We start from the raw sequence: 2232 nt of genomic DNA on the forward strand, positions 1-2232 counted from the left end.
CTGCCGGGGTTGTTCGAGGCGCGGGTCGGGGCGTCGGCGGATGCGCTCGCGGTGGTGTGTGACGGGAGTGGGTTGACGTATCGGGAGCTCGACGAGCGGGCGAACCGGTTGGCGCATCTGTTCGTGGCTCGGGGTGTCGGTCCCGAGGACGTCGTGGCGTTGGCGCTGCCGCGTTCGACGGATCTGGTCGTCGCGCTCCTGGCGGTCCTCAAGGCGGGCGCCGCCTACCTGCCCCTGGATCCCGAGTATCCGCCCGCCCGCCTGGCCCACATGCTCGCCGACGCCCGCCCCGCGCTGCTGGTGACCACCACGAAGACCCGGTCCGACCTGCCCACCACCCCCGACACCCCGACCCTGCTCCTGGATGCGTCGCAGACGACCACCGACCTCGCCGACCGCCCCACCCACAACCCCACCCCCGACCTGCTCCCCGACCACCCCGCCTACGTCATCTACACCTCCGGCTCCACCGGACGACCCAAAGGCGTCGTCATGCCCTCGGGCGCACTGGTGAACCTCCTGAAATGGCACCACGGCGCGGTCGGCGGCGAACCGGGCACCAGGACGGCACAGTTCACCGCGATCAGCTTCGACGTGTCCGCGCAGGAGGTGCTCTCGGCCCTGGCCTTCGGCAAGACGCTGGTGATCCCCGACGAGGACGTGCGGCGTGACGCGGCCCGATTCGCCGCGTGGCTGGACGAGCAGCAGGTGGGAGAGTTGTTCGCGCCGAACCTGGTGTTGCAATCCCTCGCCGAGGCCGCCGTCGAGCAGGGCCGTACACTGCCGCGGTTGCTCACCATCGCGCAGGCCGGCGAGGCGCTCACGCCGAGCCGCCTGCTCCGTGAGTTCCACCGGTCGGCGCCGGGCCGCACGCTGCACAACCACTACGGCCCCACCGAGACGCACGTGGTCACGGCCCATCCGCTGAGCGGTGACCCCGACGACTGGCCGCTGTCCGCCCCCATCGGCCGACCGATCGCCAACACCCGCGCGTACGTGCTGGGCAAGGGCTTGCAGTTGACGGCGCCCGGTGTGGTGGGCGAGTTGTACATCGCGGGGGCGGGTGTGGCCCGCGGTTATCTGGGGCGGCCCGGTCTGACGGCTGAGCGCTTCGTCGCCGACCCGTACAGCACCACCCCCGGCACCCGGATGTATCGCACCGGAGACCTGGTGCGCTGGAACCCCGACGGCGAGCTGGAGTTCGTCGGCCGCGCCGACCGCCAGGTCAAGATCCGCGGCTTCCGGATCGAACCCGGCGAGATCGAAAGCGTCCTGACCGACCACCCCGGCATCGCCCAGGCCGCGGTCGTCGCTCGCGAGGACCAGCCCGGCACCACCAGGCTGGTGGCCTACGTGGTGGCCGGCGAGGCGTTTCGGCCCGAGGAAGCACGAGAATTCGCGCGGGACCGGCTGCCCGAGCACATGGTGCCTGCGGCCGTCGTGCTCTTGGAGAGCCTCCCGCTGACGGCCAACGGCAAGCTGGATCGCGCCGGACTGCCGTAACCGGATTTCGCGTCGGCGGGGATCGGCCGGGAGGCCCGTACGCCGCAGGAACAGATCGTGTGCGACCTGTTCGCGCAGGTCCTCGGGCTGCCTCGGGTCGGCGTCGACGACGACTTCTTCGAACTGGGCGGGCATTCCCTGCTGGCCACTCGTCTGATCGCCCGGATCCGGGCCGTCTTCAGCGTCGAGATCGGGCTGCGCACGCTCTTCGAGGCCCGGACCGTCGCCGCTGTGGCGGCCCGCCTCGACACCGCGGGGCCCGCCCGACTCGCCCTGACCAAACAGCAACTGCCCGACGTGGTACCGCTGTCCTTCGCGCAGCGGCGACTGTGGTTCCTGCACAAGATGGAAGGACCGAGCGCCACCTACAACATTCCGTTGGTCCTGCGGCTGACGGGCGAGTTGGATCACGACGCGCTGCAGGCGGCCCTGGGTGACGTGGTGGCCCGGCACGACAGCCTGCGCACGGTGTTTCCCGCCGTCGACGGCACCCCGCACCAGCATGTCCTCGACACCGCGGATGTCGAGCTGTCCGCCACCGACACCTCCGAGACCGAACTGCCGGACGCGTTGTCGTCGGCGGCTCGCCACCCCTTCGACCTGGCCACCGAACCCCCGTTGCGTGCGGGGCTCTTCCGCCTCGCCCCCGACCGGAACGTCCTTGTCCTGGTCCTGCATCACATCGCGGGTGACGGTTGGTCGTTGGGTCCGTTGGCGTCGGATCTGACG

At 70.8% G+C, this 2232-nt stretch carries 2 protein-coding genes; both read left to right on the forward strand.

Features of this window, described 5'->3' with window-relative positions:
• On the forward strand, positions 1 to 1503 hold a 1503-nt coding region (locus GT354_RS42815; protein ID WP_272923994.1), incomplete at its 5' end, for an amino acid adenylation domain-containing protein.
• A gap of 57 nt (positions 1504 to 1560) precedes the next feature.
• On the forward strand, positions 1561 to 2232 hold a 672-nt coding region (locus GT354_RS56105; RefSeq protein ID WP_346012436.1), incomplete at its 3' end, for a condensation domain-containing protein.

The organism is Streptomyces sp. SID3343 (genome assembly GCF_009865215.1).
Lineage (GTDB): Bacteria > Actinomycetota > Actinomycetes > Streptomycetales > Streptomycetaceae > Embleya.